Source organism: Amycolatopsis sp. WAC 01376 (genome assembly GCF_003947415.1).
GTDB lineage: Bacteria > Actinomycetota > Actinomycetes > Mycobacteriales > Pseudonocardiaceae > Amycolatopsis.
Window position 1 is genome coordinate 1,798,109 of the sequence record NZ_QHKL01000001.1, and the last position, 20,466, is coordinate 1,818,574.

21 protein-coding genes and 1 pseudogene are annotated in these 20,466 nt (G+C 69.2%); 17 read left to right on the forward strand and 5 right to left on the reverse strand.

What is annotated here, in order from left to right; translation table 11 throughout:
• The first annotated feature begins 9 nt into the window (after positions 1–9).
• From DMH03_RS08625 to DMH03_RS08655, 6 genes are all read left to right on the forward strand, one after another.
• On the forward strand, positions 10–468 hold the full coding sequence (locus tag DMH03_RS08625) for a roadblock/LC7 domain-containing protein (protein WP_085939650.1): 459 nt from the start codon (positions 10–12) through the stop codon (positions 466–468).
• A 25-nt stretch (positions 469–493) separates the two neighbouring features.
• The gene (locus DMH03_RS08630; protein WP_125782102.1) at positions 494–1,279 is read left to right on the forward strand and encodes a DUF742 domain-containing protein; all 786 of its coding nucleotides are present in this window, start codon (positions 494–496) and stop codon (positions 1,277–1,279) included.
• Complete coding sequence (locus tag DMH03_RS08635; RefSeq protein WP_125782100.1) at positions 1,260–1,868, forward strand: ATP/GTP-binding protein; 609 nt, start codon at positions 1,260–1,262, stop codon at positions 1,866–1,868. The genes DMH03_RS08630 and DMH03_RS08635 overlap by 20 nt, the downstream gene beginning before the upstream one ends.
• A 429-nt stretch (positions 1,869–2,297) precedes the next feature.
• A complete protein-coding gene (locus DMH03_RS08640; RefSeq protein WP_020631857.1) occupies positions 2,298–2,720 on the forward strand; it encodes a roadblock/LC7 domain-containing protein in 423 nt (140 codons plus the stop codon).
• Positions 2,721–2,726: 6 nt separating this feature from the next.
• The gene (locus tag DMH03_RS08645; protein ID WP_125791367.1) at positions 2,727–3,311 is read left to right on the forward strand and encodes a DUF742 domain-containing protein; all 585 of its coding nucleotides are present in this window, start codon (positions 2,727–2,729) and stop codon (positions 3,309–3,311) included.
• Between the two features lie 600 nt (positions 3,312–3,911).
• Positions 3,912–4,244 (forward strand): hypothetical protein, encoded by a 333-nt coding sequence (locus DMH03_RS08655; RefSeq protein ID WP_125791368.1) that lies wholly within the window; start codon positions 3,912–3,914, stop codon positions 4,242–4,244.
• Positions 4,245–5,091: 847 nt separating this feature from the next.
• Here DMH03_RS08655 and DMH03_RS08660 read toward each other — a convergent pair.
• Positions 5,092–7,335 carry a helicase-associated domain-containing protein gene (locus tag DMH03_RS08660; protein WP_125791369.1) on the reverse strand — a complete coding sequence of 748 codons (2,244 nt, stop codon included), beginning with the start codon at positions 7,333–7,335 and terminating at the stop codon, positions 5,092–5,094.
• A 93-nt stretch (positions 7,336–7,428) separates the two neighbouring features.
• Between DMH03_RS08660 and DMH03_RS08665 the strand changes: the two genes are divergently transcribed.
• The 5 genes and pseudogenes from DMH03_RS08665 (at position 7,429) to DMH03_RS42960 (ending at position 12,359) form a co-directional block, all read left to right on the forward strand.
• Positions 7,429–7,611, forward strand: coding sequence for a hypothetical protein (locus tag DMH03_RS08665; protein ID WP_007033389.1), 183 nt, complete (start codon positions 7,429–7,431; stop codon positions 7,609–7,611).
• Positions 7,612–7,712: 101 nt separating this feature from the next.
• Entirely contained in the window at positions 7,713–9,104 is a 1,392-nt protein-coding gene (locus DMH03_RS08670) for an NAD-dependent malic enzyme (RefSeq protein WP_125791370.1), read from the forward strand.
• 306 nt (positions 9,105–9,410) lie between these two features.
• Positions 9,411–10,958 (forward strand): alpha/beta hydrolase, encoded by a 1,548-nt coding sequence (locus tag DMH03_RS08675; protein ID WP_125791371.1) that lies wholly within the window; start codon positions 9,411–9,413, stop codon positions 10,956–10,958.
• 17 nt (positions 10,959–10,975) lie between these two features.
• The gene (gene moaC / locus DMH03_RS08680; protein WP_125791372.1) at positions 10,976–11,446 is read left to right on the forward strand and encodes a cyclic pyranopterin monophosphate synthase MoaC; all 471 of its coding nucleotides are present in this window, start codon (positions 10,976–10,978) and stop codon (positions 11,444–11,446) included.
• Positions 11,443–12,359, forward strand: a pseudogene (locus tag DMH03_RS42960) (molybdenum cofactor biosynthesis protein MoaE). The gene moaC and the pseudogene DMH03_RS42960 overlap by 4 nt, the downstream one beginning before the upstream one ends.
• 237 nt (positions 12,360–12,596) lie before the next feature.
• Here DMH03_RS42960 and DMH03_RS08695 read toward each other — a convergent pair.
• The 4 genes from DMH03_RS08695 to moaA all read right to left on the reverse strand — a co-directional run bounded on the left by DMH03_RS08695 (position 12,597) and on the right by moaA (position 15,986).
• Complete coding sequence (locus tag DMH03_RS08695; RefSeq protein WP_125791375.1) at positions 12,597–13,232, reverse strand: transglycosylase family protein; 636 nt, start codon at positions 13,230–13,232, stop codon at positions 12,597–12,599.
• 456 nt (positions 13,233–13,688) lie between these two features.
• Positions 13,689–14,540 carry a phosphatidylinositol-specific phospholipase C/glycerophosphodiester phosphodiesterase family protein gene (locus DMH03_RS08700; protein WP_125791376.1) on the reverse strand — a complete coding sequence of 284 codons (852 nt, stop codon included), beginning with the start codon at positions 14,538–14,540 and terminating at the stop codon, positions 13,689–13,691.
• A 125-nt stretch (positions 14,541–14,665) separates the two neighbouring features.
• A complete protein-coding gene (locus tag DMH03_RS08705; protein ID WP_199748722.1) occupies positions 14,666–14,920 on the reverse strand; it encodes a MoaD/ThiS family protein in 255 nt (84 codons plus the stop codon).
• Position 14,921: 1 nt separating this feature from the next.
• Positions 14,922–15,986, reverse strand: a complete 1,065-nt coding sequence (gene moaA, locus DMH03_RS08710; protein WP_199748724.1) for a GTP 3',8-cyclase MoaA — start codon at positions 15,984–15,986, stop codon at positions 14,922–14,924.
• Positions 15,987–16,064: 78 nt separating this feature from the next.
• Between moaA and DMH03_RS08715 the strand changes: the two genes are divergently transcribed.
• The 6 genes from DMH03_RS08715 (at position 16,065) to DMH03_RS08740 (ending at position 20,456) form a co-directional block, all read left to right on the forward strand.
• Positions 16,065–16,538: a MarR family winged helix-turn-helix transcriptional regulator gene (locus DMH03_RS08715; RefSeq protein WP_125791377.1), complete on the forward strand. Its 474-nt coding sequence runs from the start codon at positions 16,065–16,067 to the stop codon at positions 16,536–16,538.
• A gap of 33 nt (positions 16,539–16,571) precedes the next feature.
• A complete protein-coding gene (locus tag DMH03_RS08720) occupies positions 16,572–16,976 on the forward strand; it encodes a molybdopterin-binding protein (protein WP_125791378.1) in 405 nt (134 codons plus the stop codon).
• Positions 16,973–17,734: a molybdate ABC transporter substrate-binding protein gene (gene modA, locus DMH03_RS08725; RefSeq protein WP_125791379.1), complete on the forward strand. Its 762-nt coding sequence runs from the start codon at positions 16,973–16,975 to the stop codon at positions 17,732–17,734. The genes DMH03_RS08720 and modA overlap by 4 nt, the downstream gene beginning before the upstream one ends.
• 76 nt (positions 17,735–17,810) lie before the next feature.
• The gene (locus DMH03_RS08730; RefSeq protein ID WP_199748726.1) at positions 17,811–18,587 is read left to right on the forward strand and encodes an ABC transporter permease; all 777 of its coding nucleotides are present in this window, start codon (positions 17,811–17,813) and stop codon (positions 18,585–18,587) included.
• Positions 18,584–19,651, forward strand: coding sequence for a sulfate/molybdate ABC transporter ATP-binding protein (locus DMH03_RS08735; RefSeq protein WP_125791380.1), 1,068 nt, complete (start codon positions 18,584–18,586; stop codon positions 19,649–19,651). The genes DMH03_RS08730 and DMH03_RS08735 overlap by 4 nt, the downstream gene beginning before the upstream one ends.
• 10 nt (positions 19,652–19,661) lie before the next feature.
• Positions 19,662–20,456, forward strand: coding sequence for an HAD-IIA family hydrolase (locus tag DMH03_RS08740; protein WP_125791381.1), 795 nt, complete (start codon positions 19,662–19,664; stop codon positions 20,454–20,456).
• Positions 20,457–20,466: the final 10 nt, after the last annotated feature.

A 20,466-nucleotide genomic window follows, 5' to 3' on the forward strand; every position in this document is an offset into this window, starting at 1 on the left:
GCGGGTGCGATGCAGCCGGGTGGTCCGGCGCAGCCTGGCGGCCAGGCGCAGGGTAAAGGACACACGAGCAGCTTTGCCTGGCTGATCACGGATTTCGTGCACCGGGTCCCGGGCGCGGCGCATGCCGTGGTGGTGTCGGCGGACGGTTTGCTGCTGGCCTCTTCGAAGGGACTTCCCAAGGACAGGGCCGATCAGCTGGCCGCGGTCGCGTCGGGGCTCACGAGCCTGGCGCGCGGTGCGGCGAAGGTGTTCGAAGGCGGCACGGTCGCGCAGACGGTGGTCGAGATGGCCAACGGCTTCCTCTTCCTGATGTCGGTGTCCGACGGGTCCTGTCTGGCGGTCCTCGGATCGCCGGAGAGTGACATCGGCCTGGTCGTCTACGAGATGACCTTGCTGGTGGAACGGGTGGGGCAACAGCTGACACCGGAGATGCGCGCGCAGCTGCAGGGCGCGTCGGTCCGCCGCTGAGCGACCGGGAACCGAGGAGAATGCCGTGGACGACGGGCGCTTGAGGGGCGATGGCCGGCTCGGTGACGACTTCTCCGGCGGGTGGTCGGAACGTGACGACGGCCGGGAGGACTGGACGTCCTTCCGGGACCGGGTCGACCGCGAATGGCGATCGCGACGGGCACAGGGGTCGGACAATGACCCCGTGTCCCCGGACGAGGCCTCCCGCTGGCTGACCGATTCGAACGCGGGACAGGGACCCGCCGATTTCAGCGTCACGGACTACCGGGAACGCCTGCTCGGCGGACCCGGGGCCGAACTGTTCGGTGGTGGCAGCGGCCCGCTCTACGATTCCGGCGAGTTCGCCAAGTTCTCCTTCGACAAGGAGGAGGAACGCCGGGCGGCCGCGGCCGCCGCGGATCCGCTCGCCGCGGCACTGCCGCAGCAGGCACAGAACGAATACGTCGACGAGCAGTACACCACCGACGTCGAATCATCCGGCCTGGTCCGGCCGTACTTCCGCACGCGGGGACGGACCAAGCCGACGTACGACCTTGCCATCGAGGCGTTGATCTCGACCAGTGAACAGGGACGTGTGCTCGACCGGGTACGCGTCCCCGAACACCGGTCGATCTGCGACCTTTGCCTGGACACCCGGTCCGTCGCCGAAGTCGCGGCGCTGTTGCGCCTGCCGCTCGGCGTGGTCCGGGTGCTGATCGGAGACGTGGCCGGCCTCGGCCTGGTCCTGGTGCACACTGCCAGCCAGAACGTTGGTGACCGGCCCAGTATCGAGTTCATGGAGAGGGTGCTCAGTGGGCTTCGGAGAATTTGACTCCGACGCGAATGCGCCGCAGGTGGCCGGGCCGACGTCGTCGGCCAAGATCGTGGTCGCTGGCGGATTCGGCTCGGGGAAGACCACGCTGGTCGGAGCGGTTTCGGAGATCGATCCGCTGACCACCGAGGCCATGATGACCGAGGCCAGTACCGGCGTCGACGACAATTCGGCCACCCCGAACAAGTCGACGACGACCGTGGCCATGGACTTCGGCCGGATTTCGCTGGACTCGGATCTGGTGCTGTACGTGTTCGGTACGCCGGGCCAGCACCGGTTCTGGTTCATGTGGGACGACCTCGCGGTCGGCGCCATCGGTGCCGTCGTGCTGGTCGACACGCGGCGGCTCGCCGACGCGTTCCCGTCGATCGACTTCTTCGAGAACCGGAAGCTGCCGTACGTCGTGGCGATCAACTGCTTCGACCGGCTGCTGCACCACCAGATCGAGGACGTCCGGCACGCGCTGACGATCTCGCCGTCCGTGCCGATCATGGCCTGTGACGCCAGGGAGCGTGACTCCGCCAAGCAGGTGTTGATCTCGGTCGTGCAGCACGCCATCGCACACGATTCGGCGTTGCGCGCGGGCTAAAAGGGACGAAACCCCTGAGCGGATGCGGCCGTTGGAGTGAACTCGGCAGGCTTCACCCGCTTCGGGGAGCGGCGCCACCAACCGGAGCGGACGCGGGGCGATCCCTTTCCCGCGATCCGGTGCGGTCAGCATTCGATCGGGTGATCGGAACGTCGGTGACCTGCGGGGACACCGATTTCGAGCCGGTCGCACCCGGCCACCATGGGGTGACCCACGAATGCGTGGTTCGCCATGGGTCGACGCGGTGAGCGGCTGGACGTTTACGTTCGGTTAACGCCGCCGGCCGGGTGGCGGGCTCGACACGATCGACGGGACGAATACGCTGGGTGGAGGCGTCTTTCGGCCCGCCGGTACCGGGATCGGTGCTGGTCGGGGAGAGTCGCCCGGACCACGCCGCCCAGGTGGTCTTGACGCAGCGAGGAGGGACTTGTGACGGCATCCGGACAGCAGCAGAGCTCGTTCGGCTGGCTCATCACGGATTTCGCGCGCCGGGTTCCCGGTGCCGCGCACGCCGTGCTGGTCTCGGCGGACGGTCTTCTCCTCGCGCCGTCGGAAGGGCTGCCGCAGGAGCGGGCCGAACAGCTGTCCGCGGTCGCCTCCGGGCTGATCAGCCTCACCGCCGGCGCCGCCCGCTGCTTCGACGCGGGCGGGGTCAACCAGACCGTCGTCGAGATGGAACGCGGCTACCTCTTCCTCATGTCGGTCGCCGACGGCTCCTCACTCGCCGTCCTGGCCGCGCCGACCTGTGACATCGGCACCGTGGCCTACGAGATGACCCTGCTCGTCGAGCGGGTCGGCCAGCAGATCACGCCCGAGCTGCGCGCGCAGCTGCAGGGCGGCGTACGTGGGTAAGCGCCGATGAAGATCACCGGATTCACCGAACCGGAACCCTCCGGCTGGGACTCCCTCTACCAGGGCACCGAACGCGAGGCCTTCGATTCCCCGAGCCGGTTCGAGCTGAGCTCGATCAGCACGGTCATGCCGCGACGCCCGCCCGCGCCTGCCCCCGCCCCGGCGTCGATGCCTTCGCCCCTTCGCCAATCGCCGCCGCCGCGCGTCACCGCCGACGCCGCCGCGCCCGCTTCGGTCTACATGCCGCCTTCGGCGGGCTCGCGGGTCCGGCCCTACACCCGCACCGGCGGACGCACCCGCACCGCGCACGACCTGGCGCTGGAGGCGCTGGTGTCGACCAGCGACGACGGCCGCCGATACCGCGGCGTGCGGACCCCCGAACACCGGCAGATCTGCGACCTCTGTCTCGATACCCGCTCGATCGCGGAGATCGCCGCGCATCTGCGGCTGCCGCTGGGCGTGGTGAAGGTGATCGTCGGCGACATGGCGGACGCCGGTCTGGTGCTGATCCACCAGACCGAGCTGATCCTCGGCGACTCTTCTTCGCGCGCTTTCATGGAGCGGGTGCTTCAAGGCCTTCGAACCCTCTGACCCACGCAATTTCGTCACCTGCTTGCGCTCCGAACGGCCCGCAAGCAGGTGACTAGTTGCGTGGGCTTCGTGCTCTCTGGCGCTGCCGCCCGCGTTCGGTCTCTCTTGGCGACGTCGGCTCGGCCGCGGTCTCGATGTCCCCAATGTGGCATTGGGGACGCTGAGCGTCTCCAATGTGACATTGGGGGCGGATCCCCGGATCGCCGGCTTGCGGCCAGGCAAAGGGAAGTCGATCTGACTACTTTGGGGTGAGCGCCAGCCACCTTTGGTAATGGAACGCGCTTCGCCGCGATTACTCCCGGTCGTCCGTGAACGGGATCTCAGCGTGACGCCGGTCTTTCCGATCTGCGTTAACCTGGGCAAGGAGTAGCCGGTGGGGTACTGGAGAAAGCATCCTAGGAAGGATCTGGAAGCTGTTCTCGAGCACTTCCATCGGGCAGGATGGAGGATCTTGGATCCACCGACCTACTACACGGTTCGGTGCCCGTGCGGGCAGCACCAACGTTGGATCCACTTGACGCCGAGCGGCGGCAACTACGGAAAGAACGCGGTGTCCTGGCTGCTTCGTCAACCTTGTTACGAGATCGAAGGGGGTTCCTGATGGGTGTGAGGGTCCACGCGCACTGGGTCTTCATCGCCGACGGCGACGGTGATCTCTTCGAGTACTGCGACAAGGTGATGCGAGCGCTGCTCCAACAAGAACGCTGCCTCGACGGGTTCGTCGACAGCGCGGTCTCCGCGGACGCGGCGCGTGCGGTGATGGAGATCGAAGCCGATATTTCCGGCGACGACCTTTCCCAAGCCATCGCGGAGGGGCACGCGGCTGTCCGTGCCGCGTTGCATTCGGCCGGGATCGGCACACCGGACTGGCCGACCCACGGTGAGGCCTTATCGATGGTGCTGAAGGATCTCCGCACCGAACAGCTGGTCTGACCACTAACGAGGCGGGTGCTTCAGGGCCTTCGCGCCCTCTGACTCACGCCCGCGATTGGCTGCATGGCGTGACATAAGATCACGCGATGTCATCAAAGGGCCGGTTCCCGATCCGTGCGTTCGACGGGTTCTATTGAGAGGTAAGGCAACGGCGGCCTGACGAGTCGGTGGCGGAGTGGGATCGCCAGGGCCTGGCGCGCTCTTGACCGTCCACAAGGGACGCCAGTCAGGCAACAGTGTCCGTTATGGGCACCTTGCGTGGGGGGTCGTGAGTGGCAATGAGCGTTAGAACGCTCATTGCCACTCACGACCCCCCACGCAAAATCGGTGATACAGGCATCAACCAGACATTTCACTGCTCGACAGTGTCCCTTATGGACACTCAAAGCGTGACCGGCTCCCGGAGCCACGCCCCGAATACCTCTTGCCTACCTTGAAGCCATCGAAGAACCTTCGTCGGAGGCTGAGCTACGCCACATTTGCCTTACCTCTCAATATGTGCTCGCCGCGGCCGTCTTCGACCCAGCGGGAACGAGATGGATCCGGCGGAGCGAGAGGCCGCCGTCAAAACCCTCGTCGACGGTAGGAACGTGTCTGGGCCTGCGGACATCGTCGCCGGCGCGATCAGGGCCAGGAAGGACAGCGGCTCCGGCCACTGCCGGCTGATCGAGGTTTTCGTGCACGAGATAGCCGTCGAGACGGACTGCTGACGGACATGCGTAAGGCCAGGGTCCTGGTCTGCCCCGGGCGTACCTGGCCTTGCGACTCGCCTGACGTCCGCGACGTCACGCTCCGAACACAGCGCAGATCAGTCGTCGCGGCAAAGCACGTCGTGATCGCGGAGCCGTCAGTCTTCGACGAGGGCGGCCGAGGTGATCCGGTGCAGCGGGTAGCGCTCGTGGTCGGTCCCTTCGAGGACCCCGCCGCCGACCCGCAGCGGCCGCACCACCCGCTGGCTCGCCGTCCCGCGTGAGTCGACGAAGCCGATCCACACCTCGCGGCGCTCCATGGTCGCCTGTGACAGCAATGCCAGCGTCGCGGACGTGTCCCCGGCGCCGCCTCCCTGTGGCGCGCGCACCGTCTCGCCCCGGCGGCGCGCCGAAGCGGCGTCACCGGCCCGGACGTGCGCGACGATCTTGCCGACCTGGTCGTCGGTCAGCCCGGCAGGCTCTCCGGGGGCCCGGCGCGCGGCACGCGCCTTCGCGGGCAGGCGACGTCCAGAAGGCCTGATGTCCATGACGCGCCCGTCGGGACCTTCGGCGGCCGGAGCGAACCCGGCGGCGCGGAGCGCGTCGAGGACTTCGGCGAGCGGGTACGCGCTGATGAGCACTGTCGGCGCGATCATGCGCAAGCCGTACTCCGTCGCGACCGGGCTGCCCATGACTTCGGCGAGCAGCGACGCGTCGTCGCAGCGCAGGAACGATTCGGCGGCCCCGCCGCGCAGCCGCCCGTGCCGCCGGGCGACGTCGTCGATCAGGTAGCTCAGCGATTGGGGCACCGGCGTCGCCGACCGCGTCGTGAACAGCTGGTGCAGTTCGCCCGCGGTCCGCCCGGTGTCGAGCGCGCGCCGCACGGAGGTCTCGGTGATCCGGTAGACGGTCGCGTGCCCGGAGGATTCGATGTCGGCGACGGCGGTCATGTCGGCCGCGAGTTCGGCCTCCAGCGGACCCGGCGCGACCACGGTCAGATCGGCCTGGACCAGGACGTGGTCCACCGGACGCGGCAGTGCGTCGATCATCGCCTCGACCGCTCCCGGCCGGTCCTCGGCCAGCAGCGCCCGGGTCGCCGTGGTGAGCCCGCCGAGCCCGATCAGGCCGAGCGCCGCCCCCTCGGCCATCGTCCAGCGCACGGTCTCGTCCCGCAGCCGCCCGCCCCGCCGCGGCGCGCGCCAGGCGAGCGCGGCGACCAGTTCGTCGGTGCTCTTCACGCCCGCGCCGTCGGGAAGCGCGGCCAGGGCGAGGAGGATCCGCCGCCGCGACGTGGGCGCCAGCGGACGGCGCAGGTCCTCCGACAGCGGCGCGATCGGCTTGTCCTTCGCGTCCCGCCCGCCGGCGAGGCCGGGCAGCCGGGGCAGTTCGAGCCAGGCCTGCGCGACCGTCATCCAACGCTGCGCGGTCGGCGACGCGAGCCACGAATCCGTGAGCGTCGTCGGTACCCATTCCGGCGTGGTCGCTTCGCTGTCGGCCACCAGCCCGGCGCCGACGGCGATCTCCGCCAGCAGGGTCACCCGTGTCTCGTCGACGTCGAGATCCTTGGCGAGCTTCTTCAGTTCGCGGACTCCGAGCCCGCCGGACTTCAGCACCGGCGGCGGCGTTTCCGACCACGCGCGAAGCATGCTTTCGGTCTGACGCAAGAACTCCATCGCCTCGCCGGCCGCCGTCGCGTCCACTGTGGACGGCTGATGCGGATGCGTGGGGAGTTCCGGTTCGCGCAGCGACGCCGGGTCGAACACCGACCCGCCGCGCAGCGCGATCCCGATCTCACGCGGCAGCTCGACGGTCTGGTCGTCCCGGCGCAGCAGCAGCCCACGGGCGAGCAGGCGCTGGACCGGGTTCCGCGCCCGCTCCAGCGGGACGTCGGCCGACGCGTCGCGGGTGCGGCCGATCGGCGGCCCGGCGGCCAGCGTCGTCAGCAGGGCTCGTTCGTCCTCACCGACCTCCGCGAGCGCGGCGTCGATGTCCGTCCCGGCGAGCGAGGGCGACGACGACCCGAGCCCGGCGGGGAAGGGGCCGAGCGCGTCACGAGCCGACGGCGGGACGCGCAGCGTGTCGTCCTCACCCCAGACCAGGGCCCGCTTGCGCAACAGCGCCAGCGGTTCGCCGATCTTCGTGCCCACGAGCCGCGCGACCTCGGCCGCGGTGACCGGATCGGTGTCCGCTCCGGCCAGCAGGAGAGCGTCGAGAACGGAGAGAGTGAAGGTGTCGAGGTCTTCGCAAGCACGCGCGACGGAGCCCGGCGTGCCGGCCCGGGTGGCGAGCACGATGGTGTCGGACGGGGGTGGCGTGGACAGGTCGCGACGCGTGCGCAGCAGTGCGGCGAGAGCGTCGTCGGACTCCTGGCGCAGCCAGTCCGCCAGGGATGGCGCGGGCATAGACGACCAGGATACCGGGCGGGTGGTGGCCCGCCAGTGGCGTTCGGGCAGACTGTCCCGATAGAACAGCTTGACCATGCTCTGGAGGACGTTGTGGCGAAGGGCGATAACAAGAAGCGCGCGGGCATCGACCCCACGTGGCCCGGTGAAGACGGGGAGCACCCCGTCACCGAGCTCGCGTCCGACCGGCAGGGTGCGCTGTCCCCGTTCGGCGACGTGACCTTCCCGCTCGAGAGCGTGCCTTACGTGCACCCCGAGACCGAGATCAACCGGTAGAAAAGCTACTCGCCGGTTACCCCTGCGAAGGTCCGTGGCGGTCGTCACGGGAGTAGGTTTTCGATCGACCTATTCGAGCGTTCCTCAGCGGGGGTAGTGCCATGCCGGTTCCCGGTCCCGGATATTCGATCACCGTCCGGGTGGAGGCCCCCGCGTCGTCCACCGCGGCGGGTGACCTGACGACCGCCGTCGGCAGGGTCGGCGGTGTGCTGACCGCGTTCGACGTCGTCGAGTCGCACCCCGAGTCGATCGTCGTCGACATCAGCGCCAACGCCCTGTCGGAGAACCACGCGCAGGACATCACGCAGACCCTGGACTCGCTGCCGGGCGTGCGCGTGCGCAAGGTCTCCGACCGGACCTTCCTGATCCACCTCGGCGGCAAGATCGAAGTCACTCCCAAGGTCGCGCTCCGCAACCGTGACGACCTCTCCCGCGCGTACACGCCGGGCGTCGCCCGCGTCTGCCAGGCGATCGCGGCGAACCCCGAGGACGCGCGCCGCCTGACCATCAAGCGCAACACCGTCGCGGTGCTCACCGACGGCTCCGCGGTGCTGGGCCTCGGCAACATCGGCCCGGCCGCCGCGCTCCCGGTGATGGAGGGCAAGGCGGCGCTGTTCAAGAAGTTCGCCGACGTCGACGCGTGGCCGGTCTGCCTGGACACCCAGGACACCGAAGAGATCATCATGATCGCGAAGGCGCTCGCGCCGGTCTACGCGGGCATCAATCTCGAGGACATCGCCGCGCCGCGCTGCTTCGAGATCGAGAAGCGCCTGCGTGAGCAGCTCGACATCCCGGTGTTCCACGACGACCAGCACGGCACCGCGATCGTCGTGGTCGCCGCGCTGCGCAACGCCCTGCGCGTGGTCGGGAAGAACATCGAAGACTGCAAGATCGTCGTCAGCGGCGTCGGCGCGGCGGGCTCGGCGATCATCCGCTTGATCCTCGGCAAGAACCCGGGTGACATCGTGGCCGCCGACATCGACGGCATCGTGCACTCCGCGCGCGGCAACCTCGACGAGAACCTGACCTGGATCGCCGAGCACACGAACAAGGAGCAGCAGGCGGGCACGCTGCACGAGGCGCTCGTCGGCGCCGACGTGTTCATCGGCGTTTCCGCGCCGAACCTGTTCGGGGCCGAGCAGGTCGCGACCATGAAGTCCGACGCCGTCGTGTTCGCGCTGGCCAACCCGGACCCGGAGATCGACCCGCTGGAAGCGCAGAAGCACGCCGCCGTGGTCGCCACCGGCCGCAGCGACTTCCCGAACCAGATCAACAACGTGCTCGCGTTCCCCGGTGTCTTCCGCGGTCTGCTCGACGCGCAGGCGCACCACATCGACGACTCGATGCTCCTCGCGGCCGCCGACGCCATCGCGGACGTCGTGGACAACGGCAAGCTGAACGCTTCGTTCATCGTGCCGAGCGTGTTCGACAGCGCCGTCGCCCCCGCCGTCGCGGAAGCCGTCAAGAAAGCGGTTAAATCGGCCAAGCGCTGACGCGAACCCGCCGAAGGGGCGCCGTTCCGCTTGCAACTCAGGTTGAGAGTGAAGGGCGCCCCTTCATCGTGTTTCCGTGGGCCTTCGGCCCGAAAGAGGGCGCTTGGCGGTGAAGTCTCCGTCGGGCGCGGAGCGCCCTTGGGGAGACCCCGTAGCCCGAAGTGATAGCAAATCTCCCTTGCTCCATTCGGAGTCATCGTCATCACTGAGGCCGACCTCGTGGCCGACTTCAGGGTGACGACTCCGCACCCGGCCCGCTCATAGGCTCGATTCCGACCAGGAAGTCGATCTTGACGGGGGTTGGGGATGAAGCACTCTGTCCTGAGCAGAATCGGGACACTCACGGCCGCGGCGGTGACCGTGGCGGTACTCGTACCGGCCACGGCGTCCGCCGCGGTTTCGCCGGTGAACTGGGGGCCGTGTCCGGAGGACGTGGCCGCGCCGGGCGTCGAATGCGGCACCTTGAAGGTCCCGCTCGACTACCGGAAGCCCGACGGCGCCACCATCGACATCGCCGTTTCGAAGCTCGCCAGCACCAAACCGGCGAAGCGGCGCGGGATCATGCTGACGAATCCGGGCGGGCCCGGCGGTCCGGGGCTGGCCATGCCCGCCGGGCTGAGGACCGCGGGTATGCCGTCGAGTGTGCTCGACGCGTACGACGTCATCGGGTTCGATCCGCGCGGGATCGGGCGCAGCACACCGGTCACCTGCGATCTGAAACCCGAGCAGCAGGTGAGCAACGTGCCGCCGTACGCGCGTGACGCGGCGGCGGTGGCCGAGCGGGCGACGTACGTGACCGGTATCGCGAAGCAGTGCGGTGAGTCGAAGACCGCCGCGAACCTGCCGTACATCACCACGGCCAACACCGCCCGCGACATGGACCGTATCCGGGAAGCCCTCGGCGAGAAGAAGCTCTCGTACTACGGCGTCTCGTACGGCAGCTACCTGGGCGCCGTGTACTCGACGCTGTTCCCGCAGCAGACCGATCGCGTCGTGATCGACAGCGTGACCGGCCCGGGCGGGCTCGATCCGGTCACCTCGCGTCGCCTGGCGGAGGGGTTCGAGGACCGCTTCCCGGACTTCGCGAAATGGGCGGCGGCGCGGCACACGAGCTACGGGCTGGGCCGCACACCGCAGCAGGTGACCGCGAAGTTCTACGAACTCGCCGCCAAGCTCGACGGTGGCGCGGTCCCGGGCGTGGACGGCGCGGCGTTCCGGATGGGCACGTTCGGCGCGCTCTACTCGACCAGGTCCTTCCCGGTGCTCGCGCAGCAGTGGCAGGCGCTCGACACCGAAGGCACCGTGAAGCAGACCGCTCAAGCCCAGCAGATCGACCCGGCGCAGCTGCTGGCCGGGCAGTTGCACGTGGTCTGCAACGACGCGAACTGGCCGGAGGACGTCGCGACCTACCAGCGCAACGTCGCCAAGGACCGGGTGAAGTACCCGATGTTCGGCGCGGCGGGGGCGAACATCTGGGCCTGCGCGTACTGGCCGTCCGAGCAGATCGAGCCGACGGTACGGATCGGCGACCGGGGACCGTCGAACATCCTGATGGTGCAGAACCTGCGTGACCCGGCGACTCCGTTGAGCGGTGCCAAGGAGATGCGCCGCGCACTCGGTGACCGGGCGCGGATCGTGACCGTGGACGAGGGCGGGCACGGCGTCTGGCTGAGCGACGAGAACGCTTGCGGCAACAACGCCGTCAACCGGTTCCTCGTGGAAGGCAAGCGCCCCGCGCGCGACACGGCCTGTGCCGCGGACAAGGGAGGGCTCTTCGCTTCGATGACGCCGGAGCAGCGGCAGGAACGCGAGAAGGCGCTCGACGAGGTTCGCTCGAAGCAGCGGATGTTCTGAGGACTAGCCTGCTTGGCGTGAGTGAACTCAGCCACGTCGACCATACGGGTGCCGCCCGTATGGTCGACGTTTCCGGCAAGACGCCCACCGCCCGCACCGCGCTGGCGGGCGGCACCGTGCACACCACGGCCGAGGTGCCGGGGCTGCTGGCCACGGACGGGCTCCCCAAGGGCGACGCCCTCGCGACCGCCCGGATCGCGGGCATCATGGGCGCGAAGAAGGTGCCCGAGCTGATTCCGCTGTGCCACCAGATCGCGCTGTCCGGGGTGAAGGTCGAGTTCGCCCTCGCCGAGACCGCCGTGCACATCACCGCGACCACGAAGACGAACGACCGGACCGGCGTCGAGATGGAGGCGCTGACCGCCGTCGCCGTCGCCGGGCTGACCCTGCACGACATGATCAAGGCCGTCGATCCCGCGGCGACCCTCGACGATGTCCGCCTGATCCGCAAGGACGGCGGCAAGACGGGGACCTGGGAGCGGCCGTGAACCGCGTCGCGAGGGTGATCGTGGCGTCGAACCGCGCCGCGAAGGGCGTCTACGAGGACACGACCGGTCCGATCATCACGGACTGGCTCGCCGCACGCGGCTGGGACGTGCCCGAACCCGTGGTCGTCGAGGACGGGGAGCCGGTCGGTGAAGTGTTGCGTGACGCCGTCGCGGCCGGGGTCCAGGTGATCGTGACGACCGGCGGCACCGGCATCTCGCCGACGGACCGCACCCCGGACGTCACCCGCGCCGTCCTCGACTACGAACTCCCCGGCGTCGCGGACGCGATCCGGGCCGCCGGACTGCCCAAGGTGCCCACGGCCGTGCTCTCCCGCGGGATCGCCGGCGTCGCCGGCCGGACCCTGGTGGTGAACCTGCCCGGTTCACGCGGCGGCGTGAAGGACGGCCTGGGCGTACTGGACGGGATCCTCGACCACGCCGTCGACCAGCTGGCAGGCGGCGACCACCCACGGGAGGCACAGCAGTGAGCGTTCGGGTCGCACGGACAGCGGTGGTCGACGAGCCTCTTTCGGTCGAGGAACACGCCCGGCTGGTGGACGACGCGGCCGCGGGCGCCGTCGTCACCTTCGGCGGGGTCGTGGGGGACCACGACGGCGGGCGTTCGGTGGAGCGGCTCGCCTACGAAGGCCACCCCAGCGCCGCCGACGTGCTCGCGGAGGTCGTCTCGGACCTCTCGGGAAAGTGGACGGGCGTCCGCGCGGTCGCCGTCAGTCACCGGCTGGGCGCGCTGGCCATCGGGGACGTCGCGCTGGCCTGCGCCGTGGCGGCCGAGCACCGGGGACAGGCCTTCGCTGCCTGTTCGGAGCTGGTCGACGAGGTCAAGGCGCGGCTGCCGGTGTGGAAGCACCAGCACTTCAGCGACGGCAGCGACGAGTGGGTCAATTCGCCGTAGCGGGGTGACCGAGCCGCAAGTCGCCGCAATGAAGGGGCCTTTCATAGCAAATTTTGCAATGAAAGGCCCCTTCATTGCACGCGGCTACGCGGGCACGAGGGGTGCGGGCCTGAGGCGCCGGGCCCCGGACACGACAAAGCCCCACCGCCGGGGGAATGGCGCGGTGGGGCCTTGTCAGTCGTGACGTGGCCGCGCGGAGAATCCCGCGGGCATCACGACTTACCGGTGCTCAAGAGCTCACTTGGTGGCGAGCTTCTGGCCGACGACGATGAAGTCGGCGTTGGGCACGTATTCCTTGTTCAGGTCCTGCAGCTTCTGGAAGCCGCCCTGGACGTTGAACTTGGAGGCGATCTTGGACAGCGTGTCGCCGGCCACGACGGTGTAGTCACCCGCCGGGTTGGAGTTCGCGACATTGGCGGCGGCCGGGGCCGGGGCCTGCTGCTTGGTGACCGGAGCGGTCGACTTCTTCGGGGTCACCTTCTTGGTGGCCTTCGGGGCGGTCGACTTGGCCTTGGCGGGGCTGGCGGAGCCGCCCTTCTTGCCACAGTGCGGCCACGCGCCGATGCCCTGGCCCTGGAGGACCCGCTCGGCGACGGCGATCTGCTGCTCGCGCGACGCGTTGTGCGCGCTGCCGGTGCCACCGTAGGCGCGCCAGGTGCTCTGCGAGAACTGCAGACCACCGTAGTAGCCGTTACCGGTGTTGGTGTTCCAGTTGCCGCTGCTCTCGCACTGCGCGATGGCGTCCCAGTTGGTCGCCGACGCGGGGGTCGCGGCGATGGCGAGGGGGGCGCCGACCGCGACGCCCGCAATGGCAACGCGAGCGATGTGACGGGTGGCGGCGGACATCTTGCGGTGCTTGCCTCGGTAAGACATGTGAGTACATCTCGCTTCCTGCGCCTACGAGTCTGTGCTGAGGGAAGGACTCGCGGGTCCTGGCCGGCCGTCTCAGGCCGGCTGACTTCACCGGACGCACGCCGCGTCGGTTCTGTCCCCTCGTCCCTGTCCGGAAATGCTTTCGCTCGGGGTTGGGTCCGGGAATCCGTTGGACAGGGCTCGGCGCTACGGGTTCCCGGTGTTGCGTGGTCGGTCGGGGCCAACCGAAAAGCGACGGTACGTAACGAACGGCCTGATCGGAAATTATTCGAGCTGTGACCTACATCACAGTAACAGCACGCAACCCATAACGATTCGGCTGTTTATGCAGGTCAGCGGGCCGTTACCGGACCGTTTCCTGGCCGAGATAATTCACGGATCGTGAGGCTTGCATCACGTGGATTAAGGGCTGACTGGCCCATTCGTGCGCCTTCGCGCGCTATTGGGCCGCGCACTTTAGCGAGACCTCAAGAAGTTCGCCAGCCCTGGCAGGTCGTCCGTATTCAGGTGGTCGACTCCGGCGTCGGCCAGCTCTTTCCAAAGTGCGTCACGGGCGGGTCCAGCGGTATCCGGCGTCGCCCAAAAGCGCACTCGCTGGCCCGCCGCGTGGGCGCTTTTGACCAGTTCGTGTAGTTTTGCCCGCTCCGCGGCCGGGAAAATGCCTTCACCGGTCCAGGTGAACAGCCCGGTCCAGGAGTCCGAGACCAGCGGGGTCATCCGGCGGTCCGAGCCGATGCCCAGGTCGTTCTGGTCCTTGATCCGGCCGTCGTAGAAGGCGAGCCGGAACTTCTGCCCGAGCATCACGTCCTTGGGCCGCCCGCCGGAGATCACCGCAGTGACGGCGCGCTTCTGTACGTGCCCGAACGCGTACAGAGAGAAGAGGAAGGAGTAGCGCGGGTCGTACAGCCGCTTTTCCAGCGCCGCGTACGTGCTGTTCGCGTCACCCTTGACGTCGATCAGCAGCTGGAACTCGAGACGCTGCCGGTAGACGCCCACGCCGTGGTTGGCCAGGACGCGCTTGCGCAGCGGCTCCAGGTAGAGCGACTCGAGCGTGCGGTCCGGGCGGGTGTCGGCGAGGTCGTGCGCGACCAGCAACTGCCCGTCCACCAGGAAGATGTCGGCCTCGACGCTGGTGAAGCCCTGATCGAGCGCGTCCTGCAGCGGACGCGTGTGCTCGTAGTCGTTGTGGCTGTGCGCCTGCGGCAGCGGCCGGACGCCGCGCTCATGGGCGGAGGCGGGGGCGGCCGCGAGGCTCGTGGCGGCGACCGCGGCGAGCAGCGCGGCGAGGACACGGCGGGGAGTGATCACTGGCGCATCCTCGGCTGCTTCGGCGACCGGCCGGTGAATTCCGGACGGACCGCAGGTCAAAGGCCCCGGAACGGCTCGCGGGGGAGCAAGGGACCTTTGCTCTCGCTTTCCCGCGTTTCCGCAGGTCAGCCGCCCGCGAACGGCGGCAGGACGTCCAGTTCGGCGCCTTCGGTCAGCGGCCGCGTGAGATCCCGCACGGCGACGCCGTCCAGCAGGTACGAGACCGCTTCGAGCAGCTTCGCGAGCTTCTCCGGGTGAAGTTCACGCAGTCGGGCGACGGCGTCGGCGACGCGGGCGCCGTCCGGCAGGGTCACCTTCTCCTCGTCGAGGCCGGTGGCCGCGCGAGCCGAGGCGAAGTACCGCACCACGATGGTCACCATGTCAGCCGCCGATCGCGCTCATCGGCCGGATCGGCTGCGCGAAGCCGGCCTCGTTGATCTCGTGTCCGGCGAGCTTGCCCCACATGGTCGCCCGCCAGGCGTCCGCCACCTCTTCTTCGCGCGCGCCCGCGCGCACGAGGGCGCGGAGGTCGGTCTCGTCGTTGCTGAACAGGCACGAGCGCACCGCGCCGTCCGCGGTCAGCCGGGTGCGCTCGCAGGCAGCGCAGAAGGGGCGGGTCACCGACGCGATCACGCCGACGTCGCCCGGGCCGCCGTCGACCAGCCAGCGTTCGGCGGGCGCCCCGCCCCGCGCGGCGGGGAACGGCGACAGCGAGAACTCCTCGCCGAGCATGCCGAGGATCTCCTCGGCGGTGATCATGTCGGCCCGGTTCCAGCCGTGCTGCGCGTCCAGCGGCATCTGCTCGATGAACCGCAGGTGATAGCCCTCGGCGAGGCAGAACTTCAGCAGCGGCACGGCCTGGTCCTCGTTCAGGCCGCGCATCAGCACCGCGTTGACCTTCACCGGGTCCAGCCCGGCCTCCCTCGCGGCGGCCATGCCGGCGAGCACGTGCGAAAGCCGGTCGCGGCGCGTGATCGTCTCGAACAGCGCGCGGTCGACGGTGTCCAGCGAGACGTTGATCCGGTCCAAGCCGGCGTCCGCGAGCGACTTCGCGCGCTTCGCGAGCCCGATCCCGTTGGTGGTCATGGAAAGCCGCGGCCGCGGTTCGAGTGCCGCGACGCGCTCGACGATCTTCTCCAGCCCTTGGCGCAGCAGCGGTTCGCCGCCGGTGAGCCGGATGTCGGTGACGCCGAGCCGTTCGACGGCGATCCGCAGCAGGAACACGAGTTCGTCGTCGGTCAGCACGTCCGCGCTCGGCATCCATTCCAGCCCCTCGGCGGGCATGCAATAGGTGCAGCGCAGATTGCACTTGTCGGTGAGCGACACCCGCAGGTCGGTCGCGACCCGGCCGAAGGTGTCGATCAGCGCGGGATTGTCCGGCCTGGGCACGGTGGGGCCGCCGCGTGTACCGGGGACACGGGGAAACCCGAGATCGACTGCTGTCATTGTCACCAGACTAACCCCGAACGGGGCGAAACCGACTGTCTAGAATCCCTTTTCGCATCGAATCGGAAGGGTTTCCGGATGGCGAAATATCCGCTCTCGGCGGAGGAATTGGCCAGGTTCGCCGATCTCGGCAGGGAAGGCAGCACGCTGACCGTCCTCCGGCATGCGCGCATCGCCGAGCGGATGGGCTTGTCCGCCACCGATCACAAGGTGCTCGAGCTCGCCGGCCAGGCGCCGGGACCGTTGACAGCGGGCAGGATCGCCGAACTGACCGGGTTGTCGACGGGTGCTGTGACCGGCGTCATGGACCGGCTCGAAAAGGCGGGCCTCGCCCGCCGCGTCCGTGACACCGTCGACCGCCGGAAAGTCCTGATAGAGGTCGTCCCGGACGCGCTGGAGCGGCACGCGCCGCTCTTCGAATCCGCGTACACGAACATGAAGAACGTCCTCGAACAGTTCTCCCCCGAGGAACGGAAAGTGCTCGAACGTTTCCAGAGCGCGTTGCTCGATGGCCTCCGCGACGAACTCCCCGGCAATTCCTCGCCCGCATAGCTTTTCCGCATCTGCGGAAGTAACCTGCCAGACATGCCGCAATTCCGGTTGTCTGAAGCCGCTCGCCTGCTCGGTGTCAGCGATGACACCGTCCGCCGCTGGGTGCGCGCGGGCCAGTTGACCGCGTTCGACGACTCGGCGGGCCGCAAGGTCGTCGACGGCGCCGAACTCGCCGCGTTCGCCAAGGCGCAGGCCGAACAGCCCGAGGATCCTTCGAGCGTCGGCCGCTCCGCGCGGAACCGGTTCGTCGGGCTCGTCACCGAAGTGATCACGGACAAGGTGATGGCACAGGTCGAGCTGCAGTGCGGCCCGCATCGTGTGGTCTCGCTGATGAGCGCCGAGGCCGTCCGCGAACTCGGACTGCGGCCGGGGGTGCTCGCGGTCGCCGTCGTCAAGGCGACCACCGTCGTGATCGAAACCCCGGAAGGAACCCGATGAGGAAGCTCGCGCCCGTCCTGCTCGCGCTGGCGCTGGCCGCGACGGCCTGTGGCTCGGACGGGCCCGTCACCGCGACTGTCGAGTCGAGGACGCTGACCGTGTTCGCGGCGGCGTCGCTGACCGAGTCGTTCGGGGCGCTGGGCAAGCGGTTCGAGGCGCAGAACTCCGGGGTGACCGTGAAGTTCAGCTTCGAGGGCTCCTCGGCGCTGGTCCAGAAGCTGACCCAGGGTGCGAAGGCGGACGTCTTCGCGTCCGCCGACCAGGCCAATATGGACAAGGCCGCCAAGGGCGACGTGATCGACGGTCAGCCGTCGGTGTTCGCCACCAACCGGCTCGCCATCGCGGTCGAGAAGGGCAACCCCAAGGGAATCAAGGGTTTGGTGGATCTCGCGAAGGACGGGCTGACCGTGGTCGTCTGCGCGCCGCAGGTGCCGTGCGGGGCGGCGGCGAAGAAGGTCCAGCAGACGTCCGGGGTCACGCTCAAGCCGTCGAGCGAGGAGCAGGACGTCAAGTCCGTGCTCGCGAAGGTGCGGTCGGGCGACGCCGACGCCGGGCTCGTCTACGTCACCGACGCGACCTCGGCGGCCGCGAACGTGGACAAAGTGGACTTCCCGGAGGCGGCGGGCGCTGTCAACGACTACCCGATCGCGGTGGTGAAGGACGCTCCGCAGGCTCAGCTCGCCGGGCTGTTCAGAGACCTCGTCCTCGGCGAGGAAGGCAAGAAGGAACTCGCGAAGGTCGGTTTTGGCGCGCCCTGACCCCGCATTCAGTCCTCTGGATGCGGTAGATGCACGCGCAAGTACCGCATTCAGAGGACGAAATGCGGGAGCCGGGGTGCCGTGGGTGCTGTGGCCGCCGGCGGTGTGCGCGCTGGCGCTGGTGGTGCTGGGCGTCGTCGGCCTGCTGGTGCGCTCGGATCTGAGCCGCTTCCCGAGCCTCATCACCTCGACGTCGTCGCTGAACGCGCTCAAGCTCTCGCTGATCACCGCCGGACTGTCCACTGTGGCCAGTGTGCTGCTCGGGGTCCCGCTCGCCGTGGTGCTCGCGCGCTCGCGGGCGCGTGGCGTGCGCGTGCTGCGCGCGGTGGTGCTGCTGCCGCTGGTCCTGCCGCCGGTGGTCGGCGGCCTGGCGCTGCTGTACCTGTTGGGCCGCAAGGGTTTCTTGGGCATCCTGGTGACCACGCTGACCGGTGAGCAGGTGCCGTTCACCACGGCCGCGGTGGTCATCGCGCAGACGTTCGTCGCGATGCCGTTCCTGGTGGTCAGCCTCGAAGGAGCCCTACGCGGTGCCGGTGACCGATACGAAAGGGTCGCATCGACGCTGGGTGCCAAGCCGTGGACGGTGTTCCGCCGGGTCACGCTGCCGCTGCTGCTGCCCGCGCTCGGTTCCGGCATCGTGCTGAGCTTCGCGCGGGCGCTGGGCGAGTTCGGCGCGACGATCACCTTCGCCGGCAGCCTGGAAGGGGTCACCCGGACCCTGCCGCTGGAGGTCTACACGCAGGCAGAGGTCGACGTCGACAGCGCGGTGGCGCTCGCGTTGCTGCTCATCCTGGTCGCCGTCGCGGTGATCGCGCTCGCCCGGCCGCGCGCGCTCGAAGGGGTCCGGTCGTGACCCTTTCGGCGGAGATCGCCCTCCGGCGCGGCGAGTTCACCTTGGACGTCGGCTTCGAAGTCCCCGACGGCGGTGTGCTCGCGCTGCTCGGCCCGAACGGGTCGGGGAAGTCCAGTGTGCTCGGTTGCCTCGCCGGTCTGCTCCGGCCCGATCGCGCGCGGATCACCCTCGACGGCCGCGACCTGGCGGGCCTGCCGCCGCACGCGCGCGGTATCGGCCTGCTCTCCCAGGACGCCCTGCTCTTCCCGCATCTGTCCGCTTTGGACAACGTCGCCTTCGCGCCGCGCTCGACCGGTGCCGGACGCGCCGAGGCGAAGAGGCTCGCGCGGGAGTGGCTGACCGAAGTGGACGCGCTCGAACTGGCCGGACGGCGGCCCGCGCAACTCTCCGGCGGGCAGGCGCAGCGGGTCGCGATCGCGCGGGCACTGGCCGCCGAGCCGGGACTTCTGCTGCTCGACGAGCCCTTCGCCGCACTGGACGTCGACGCGGCACCCGCGATCCGAGGCCTGCTCCGGCGGGTGCTGCGCTCCGGACCGCCGACGGTGCTGGTCACCCACGACCCGCTCGACGCGCTGGCGCTGGCCGATCACGTGGCCGTCCTCGGCGACGGCCGGATCGTCGAACGCGGCGAGACCCGCAAGGTGCTCTCCGCGCCGCGCACGGCGTTCACCGCGCGGATCGCCGGGCTCAACCTGGTGCCCGGCATCGCCGCGGAGGGCGGTTTGCGCACGTCAGGCGGGTTGTCGCTGGCCGGGATCCCGGCGGAGGACGTCGTCGTCGACGCCGCGCTCGTCGCCGTCTTCGCCCCCAGCGCCGTCGCGGTGTACCTGCGGGACGGTGAGCACCGAGGCAGCCCTCGCAACACCGTCGAGGGATTCGTCGACGCGCTCGAACCACACGGACCGGTGATCCGCGTCCGGACCCGCGGTGACGACTGGGCGGCCGGCCTCGCCGCCGACCTGACCCCCGCCGCGGTCGCCGAACTGGCGCTCGAACCCGGGACACCGGTCAATCTTTCGGTCAAGGCGGCGTCCGTGGCTGTTCACGCCGTCTCCGATCATTAGGGTGGGACCCATGAACGAGCGCCGTTGGACATACCTCAGCGACATGGATGGCGTGCTGGTCCAGGAGGAGCACCTCGTACCCGGCGCGGACGAGTTCCTCAAGGAACTGCGCGCCAACGACATCGGCTTCCTGGTGCTGACCAACAACTCGATCTACACCCCGCGCGACCTGCGGGCGAGGCTCGAGCGGACCGGTCTCGACATCCCCGAGGAGGCCATCTGGACCTCCGCGCTGGCGACCGCGAAGTTCCTCGCGTCGCAGCGGCCGAACGGCTCGGCGTTCGTGATCGGCGAAGCCGGGCTCACCACGGCGCTGCACGAAGTCGGCTACGTGCTGACCGAACGCGACCCGGACTACGTCGTCCTCGGCGAGACGCGCACGTACAGCTTCAGCGCGATCACCCGTGCGATCAGGCTCATCGAGGGCGGCGCGAAGTTCATCGCCACCAACCCCGACGCCACCGGCCCGAGCGTGGAGGGCTCGATGCCCGCCACCGGCTCGGTCGCCGCGCTGATCGAAAAGGCCACCGGCCGCTCGCCGTACTACGTCGGCAAGCCGAACCCGCTGATGATGCGCTCCGCGCTGCGGCGGCTCGGCGCGCATTCGGAGTCGACGCTGATGATCGGCGACCGGATGGACACCGACGTCCACTCGGGAATCGAGGCCGGTTTGCAGACGATCCTGGTGCTGACCGGCATCTCCTCGCGGGAGAGCGCCGAGCACTACCCGTACCGGCCGACCAAGATCATCGACTCGATCGCCGATCTGGTCGGGCGCACCGGCGACCCCTTCGCCGAAGGCTGAGCGACACATC

Excerpts from the sequence above, each read along its gene's own strand:
- DMH03_RS08675 (WP_125791371.1), top strand. The coding sequence starts at position 9,411 with ATGAAGCACTCTGTCCTGAGCAGAATCGGGACACTCACGGCCGCGGCG.
- modA (WP_125791379.1), top strand. The coding sequence starts at position 16,973 with ATGAGGAAGCTCGCGCCCGTCCTGCTCGCGCTGGCGCTGGCCGCGACG.
- DMH03_RS08715 (WP_125791377.1), top strand. The coding sequence starts at position 16,065 with ATGGCGAAATATCCGCTCTCGGCGGAGGAATTGGCCAGGTTCGCCGAT.
- DMH03_RS08670 (WP_125791370.1), top strand. The coding sequence starts at position 7,713 with ATGCCGGTTCCCGGTCCCGGATATTCGATCACCGTCCGGGTGGAGGCC.
- DMH03_RS08660 (WP_125791369.1), bottom strand. The coding sequence starts at position 7,335 with ATGCCCGCGCCATCCCTGGCGGACTGGCTGCGCCAGGAGTCCGACGAC.
- DMH03_RS08705 (WP_199748722.1), bottom strand. The coding sequence starts at position 14,920 with ATGGTGACCATCGTGGTGCGGTACTTCGCCTCGGCTCGCGCGGCCACC.
- moaA (WP_199748724.1), bottom strand. The coding sequence starts at position 15,986 with ATGACAGCAGTCGATCTCGGGTTTCCCCGTGTCCCCGGTACACGCGGC.
- DMH03_RS08740 (WP_125791381.1), top strand. The coding sequence starts at position 19,662 with ATGAACGAGCGCCGTTGGACATACCTCAGCGACATGGATGGCGTGCTG.
- DMH03_RS08645 (WP_125791367.1), top strand. The coding sequence starts at position 2,727 with ATGAAGATCACCGGATTCACCGAACCGGAACCCTCCGGCTGGGACTCC.
- DMH03_RS08695 (WP_125791375.1), bottom strand. The coding sequence starts at position 13,232 with ATGTCTTACCGAGGCAAGCACCGCAAGATGTCCGCCGCCACCCGTCAC.
- DMH03_RS08655 (WP_125791368.1), top strand. The coding sequence starts at position 3,912 with ATGGGTGTGAGGGTCCACGCGCACTGGGTCTTCATCGCCGACGGCGAC.
- DMH03_RS08720 (WP_125791378.1), top strand. The coding sequence starts at position 16,572 with ATGCCGCAATTCCGGTTGTCTGAAGCCGCTCGCCTGCTCGGTGTCAGC.
- DMH03_RS08625 (WP_085939650.1), top strand. The coding sequence starts at position 10 with ATGCAGCCGGGTGGTCCGGCGCAGCCTGGCGGCCAGGCGCAGGGTAAA.